The organism is Variovorax sp. 01T439_2, assembly GCF_056398445.1.
In genome coordinates this window covers 1-5014 of the sequence record NZ_JBFTPJ010000396.1, presented here as the reverse complement: position 1 = coordinate 5014, position 5014 = coordinate 1, and the positions used below count along the sequence as shown (strand labels likewise).

Genomic DNA, 5014 nt, shown 5'->3' with positions numbered 1-5014 from the left:
GGGCGTGGCCTCGATGCGGTCGATCAGGTAGCGCGACATGCTGGCCGCGAGCGACGGGCCGCGCACCAGCACGTTGACCTTGGCCGCATGGCGCGACAGGAACACCGCGGCCTGTCCGGCCGAGTTGCCGCCGCCGACCAGCGCAACCTCCTGCTGCGCGCAGAGCTTGGCCTCGATGGCCGAGGCCCAGTACCAGATGCCGCGGCCCTCGAACTCGGACAGCCTCGGCACGTCGGGCCGCCGGTAGCGTGCGCCGCTGGCAATCACCACCGTGCGCGCGTTGATGGTGCGGCCATCGGCCAGTGCGATGCGCAGCGCGTCCATGGGGTTGTCGCGCGAGCAATCGAGCGACGTCACCTTGGCCGGGATCAGCATCTCGACACCGAACTTCTGGGCCTGCACGAAGGCCCGGCCCGCGAGCGCCTGGCCCGAGATGCCGGTGGGAAAGCCCAGGTAGTTCTCGATGCGCGCACTCGCGCCGGCCTGCCCGCCGAAGGCGCGGCAGTCGAGCACGATCACGCGCAGCCCTTCGGAGGCGGCATACACCGCGGTGGCGAGGCCGGCAGGGCCGGCGCCGACCACCGCCACGTCGAACAGCTCGTTGTGCTCCGCGGTATCGACCATGCCCAGGCAGCGGGCCAGCGCGTCTTCGGCGGGGTTGACCAGCACCGAGCCGTCGGGGCACACGGCCAGCAGCTTGCAGGTGCCGTACTGTTCCAGCAGCGCGGCGGCGCCCGGGTCTTCGGCCGCGTCGACCAGGTGGTAGGGATGCCCGTTGCGGCGCAGGAAGTTCTCCAGCCGCGCCATGTCGGGCGATTCCGGCCGGCCGATCAGCACCGGCCCGCTGGCGCCGGATTCGATCAGCGCCACGCGCCGCAGGATCAGCGCGCGGGTGATGCGCTCGCCAAGGTCGGCCTCGGCCACCAGCAGCGCGCGCAGCTGCGCGGGCGGCACGATCAGCGCTTCCACTTCTTCCTCGGCATGGCCGTCGACCAGGGCAGGGCGGCCGCTCAGTTGGCCGACTTCGGCAAGGAACTCGCCCGGGCCCTGGCGCACGATGGGCACCACGTGCCCGAGCCCGTCGCGCTGCGTGACCGCCACCACGCCCTTGAGCAGAACGAACATGCCGGGGCCCGTTTCGCCGGCGGTGAACAGCCGCTCCCCGCGGGCGAAGCGCTGCACGGTGCCGAAGTGCGCGATGCGCGCGATTTCGGTATCGCTCAGGACGGGAAAGGTCTGGTGGAGGCGGTTGTCGAAATTGCTGCTTGCGGCTGTGGCCATTTGAGAAAACTCCATGTCGCGACCCACCGCATTAGACATCCAGGAAGCCTCAAAACACGCGGTAACACCGTCATGCAACTGCAATGGCGCTGACATACCCGTTTCACCGCGGGTGCAGAGACTCCTTCAGCAGAAAGGGTCTCCATGAAAGAACTGCCCAACCCGACGTTCCCGCTGTCGCAGCTCGGCCTGCGCGCCGCCCTGTGGCCCGTCCCTGCGGCCACGCCCGCATCGGCGCCCGCTGCCGTGCTCGCGCCGCCGGCCATCGTCGATGCCAGGCAAGGCATCACCGTGAGCTGGGCCCGCCACCTGGACGACGTGCGCGCAGCACAGCGCCTGCGCCACGAGGTGTTCGTCGGCGAAATGGGCGCCCGCGTGAGCACGCCGCTGGCCGGCCACGACATCGATTTGTTCGACGACTTCTGCGAGCACCTGCTGGTGCGCGAGGAACGGACCGGGCAGGTGATCGGCACCTACCGCGTGCTCACGCCGGCCCAGGCCCGGCGCGTGGGCAGCACCTACAGCGACACCGAATTCGACCTGACCCGGCTGCGCGACCTGCGCGAGCGCATGGTCGAGCTGGGCCGCAGCTGCGTGCATCCCGACCACCGCCAGGGCGGCGTGATCCTCGCGCTGTGGGGAGCTCTTGCGGGCTTCATGCACCGCAACAAGCTCGACACCATGATCGGCTGCGCGAGCATTCCGATGTCGCACAACGGCGTGACCAGCGGCGATGCGGCGGCCAGCATCTGGCGGCAGCTGTCGGCCAGCCACATGGCGCCGATCCAGTACCAGGTGCAGCCGCGCCTGCCGCTGCCGGTGGAACGGCTCGACGGCGCGCTCGACGTCGAGCCGCCCGCGCTCATCAAGGGCTACCTGCGCCTGGGTGCCAAGGTGCTGGGCGCGCCGGCCTGGGACCCGGACTTCAACACGGCGGACCTGCCGATGCTGATGCGCATCGACGACCTGCCGCCGCGCTACCGCAAGCACTTTCTGGGCGCATGAAGCCAGCGGCCGCCCGGCCCGATGCCGGGCCGTCCGCCTCTTCGCCCGGCACGGGGCTGCCCAAGGGTGGCCCGCAGGCGTCACACGGCGGTCACGAAAACGTCACAAACGAGGGCGACACTGTCATATTTCAGCCTACATGTGCTCCCGTGCCGCTTGCCCCAGAATCAGTGCCCATGCAACCTGCTCCCGCTGACCGCACGCCCGCGGTCGCGGCAACGGCCCTCACGCTGCTCGACCGCGATCACAGCATCCTGTCGTTCAACGAGCGCGTGCTCGACTGGGCCCGCAGGCCTGAAGTGCCGCTGGTCGAGCGCCTTCGCTACCTCTGCATCGTTTCATCGAACCTCGATGAATTCTTCGAGGTGCGCGCCGCGCCGCACCTGATTGCCAGCAGCGCCGGCGACCAGAAGGGCGCCTACACGATCGAATCGTTCGAGCGCCTGGCCGAGGCCGCCCATGCGCTGGTGGCGCGCCAGTACGCGCTCTACAACGACGAGCTGATGCCGACCTTCGCAAAGCACGGCATCCACATCATTTCGCACGGTGAACGCAATCCGGCGCAGCGCAAGTGGGTCAGCGAATATTTCGAGCGCGAAGTGCGCCCGCTGCTGATCCCGGTCGGGCTGGACCCGGCGCACCCGTTTCCGCAGGTGGCCAACAAGTCGCTCAATTTCATCGTGCGGCTCGGCGGCAAGGACGCCTTCGGGCGCGAGAACCCGATCCAGATCGTGAAGGTGCCGCGCGTGCTGCCGCGCGTGATCCGCATGCCGGCCAAGGTGTCGGACGGCAAGACGCTGTTCGTGGCGCTGTCGAGCGTGGTGCGCGCCCATCTGTCGAGCATGTTCCCGGGGCGCGAGGTGGGCGATTTCTCGCAGTTCCGCGTCACGCGGCATTCCGACCTGGCGGTCGACGAGGAAGACGTCAAGAACCTGCGCACCGCATTGCGCCAGGGGCTGCAGCACCGGCACTACGGGCAGGCCGTGCGGCTCGAGGTGTCGGCCAGCTGCGCGGAGTCGCTCGCGAGCTTCCTGCTGGCGCAATTCAACCTGCCGCCGCAGGCGCTCTACCGCGTGCACGGCCCCGTCAACCTGGCCCGGCTGACCCAGCTGATCGACCTGCTGGAGGAGCCGCAGCTGCTGTTTCCGCCGTACTCGGCCTCCTACCCGGTCACGCTGTCGCCGGCGCAGTCGTTCTTCGAGCGGCTGCAGCACGGCGACGTGCTGATCCACCAGCCCTTCGAGAGCTTCGACGGCGTGCTCGCGTTCCTGCGCGAGGCTGTGCTGGACCCGCAGGTGCTGGCCATCAAGCAGACCATCTACCGCACGGGCACCGATTCCGAGCTGATGGACCTGCTGCGCGAGGCCGTGCGCCGCGGCAAGGAAGTGACGGTGGTGGTGGAGCTCAAGGCCCGCTTCGACGAAGAGGCCAACATCAACTGGGCCGAAATGCTCGAGTCGATCGGCGCGCAGGTGGTGTATGGCGTGGTGGGCCTGAAGACGCACGCCAAGATGCTGCTGGTGACGCGCCGCGAGGGCAAGCAGATGCGCCGCTACGGCCATCTTTCCACCGGCAACTACAACCCGCGCACCGCCAGGCTCTACACCGACATCAGCCACCTGACGGCCGATCCGCTGCTCACGGCCGACATGGAGGCCGTGTTCGTGCACCTGGCAAGCCAGAGCCGGCTGCCCAAGCTCAACCGCATGTGGCTCGCGCCGTTCGACCTGCACAAGAACCTCATTGCGCAGATCGACGCGCTCAGCCTGGCCGCGGCCACCGGCGAGCCGACCCGCATCGTCGCCAAGATGAATGCGCTGACCGACGACGCCCTGGTGGCCGCGCTGATGCGCGCCGGCCAGAACGGCGTGAAGATCGACCTCATCGTGCGCGGCGCCTGCACGCTGCCCGCGCAGGTGCCGGGCCTGACCGACAACATCCGCGTGCGTTCGGTGATCGGGCGTTTTCTCGAGCACTCGCGCGTTTTCTACTTCCGCAATGGCGAGGACGAGTCGCTCTACCTGTCGAGCGCCGACTGGATGAACCGCAACATGATGCGGCGCATCGAGCTGGCCTGGCCGGTGACCGACCCCGGCCTGCGCCAGCGCCTGATCGACGAATGCCTGGTTGCCTACCTGCACGACGGCCGCGACGCTTGGGACCTGGGCGGCGACGGCATCTACACGCGCGTCGACCACGACACCCACGCCGGCGAGGCGGGCGCGTCGCGCGCCGTCGAGGCGCACGGCGCACAGGCGGCACTCATGAACCGGTATGCATCGCGAGGCCATCACGCCGATGCACCCAGCAACTGACGACCGAAAGACGACAACCATGGACTTGATCTTCTGGCGCCATGCCGAAGCCGAGGACTGGACCGAGGGCTGCGACGACCTGCAGCGTTCCCTGACCGCGCGCGGCGAGAAGYAGGCCAAGCGCATGGCCAGCTGGCTCGACCGGCAGCTGCCCGACGGCACGCGCATCATCTGCAGCCCCGCGCGGCGCTGCGAGCAGACCGCGCTTGCGCTCGGCCGCAAGTACAAGCTGCGTGCTGAACTCGCCCCAGACACCACCGCCGAGGCCATGCTGGCTGCGGCCGGCTGGCCCAACGGCAAGTCGGTGGTGTTGATGGTCGGGCACCAGCCTTCGGTGGGGCAGGCGATTTCGCTGCTTCTTGGCCTGAAGCAGGACAGCTGCCCGGTGCGCAAGGGTTCGCTCTGGTGGATTC

General features: G+C 68.9%; 4 protein-coding genes. 3 read left to right on the top strand and 1 reads right to left on the bottom strand.

The window, feature by feature from the left end; translation table 11 throughout:
• Window positions 1-1281, bottom strand: a 1281-nt coding sequence (locus AC1DOC_RS18600) for an FAD-dependent oxidoreductase (RefSeq protein WP_478130245.1), incomplete at its 3' end; no start/stop codon positions are given.
• A gap of 144 nt (window positions 1282-1425) precedes the next feature.
• On the opposite strand from AC1DOC_RS18600, the gene AC1DOC_RS18595 reads away from it, so the two are divergent.
• From AC1DOC_RS18595 to AC1DOC_RS18585, 3 genes are all read left to right on the top strand, one after another.
• Window positions 1426-2286 carry a GNAT family N-acetyltransferase gene (locus AC1DOC_RS18595; protein WP_018906138.1) on the top strand — a complete coding sequence of 287 codons (861 nt, stop codon included), beginning with the start codon at window positions 1426-1428 and terminating at the stop codon, window positions 2284-2286.
• Complete coding sequence (ppk1, locus tag AC1DOC_RS18590; protein ID WP_018906137.1) at window positions 2283-4601, top strand: polyphosphate kinase 1; 2319 nt, start codon at window positions 2283-2285, stop codon at window positions 4599-4601. The genes AC1DOC_RS18595 and ppk1 overlap by 4 nt, the downstream gene beginning before the upstream one ends.
• Before the next feature lie 19 nt (window positions 4602-4620).
• Window positions 4621-5014: SixA phosphatase family protein (locus AC1DOC_RS18585; protein WP_478130244.1), on the top strand; the 394-nt coding region annotated here is incomplete at its 3' end.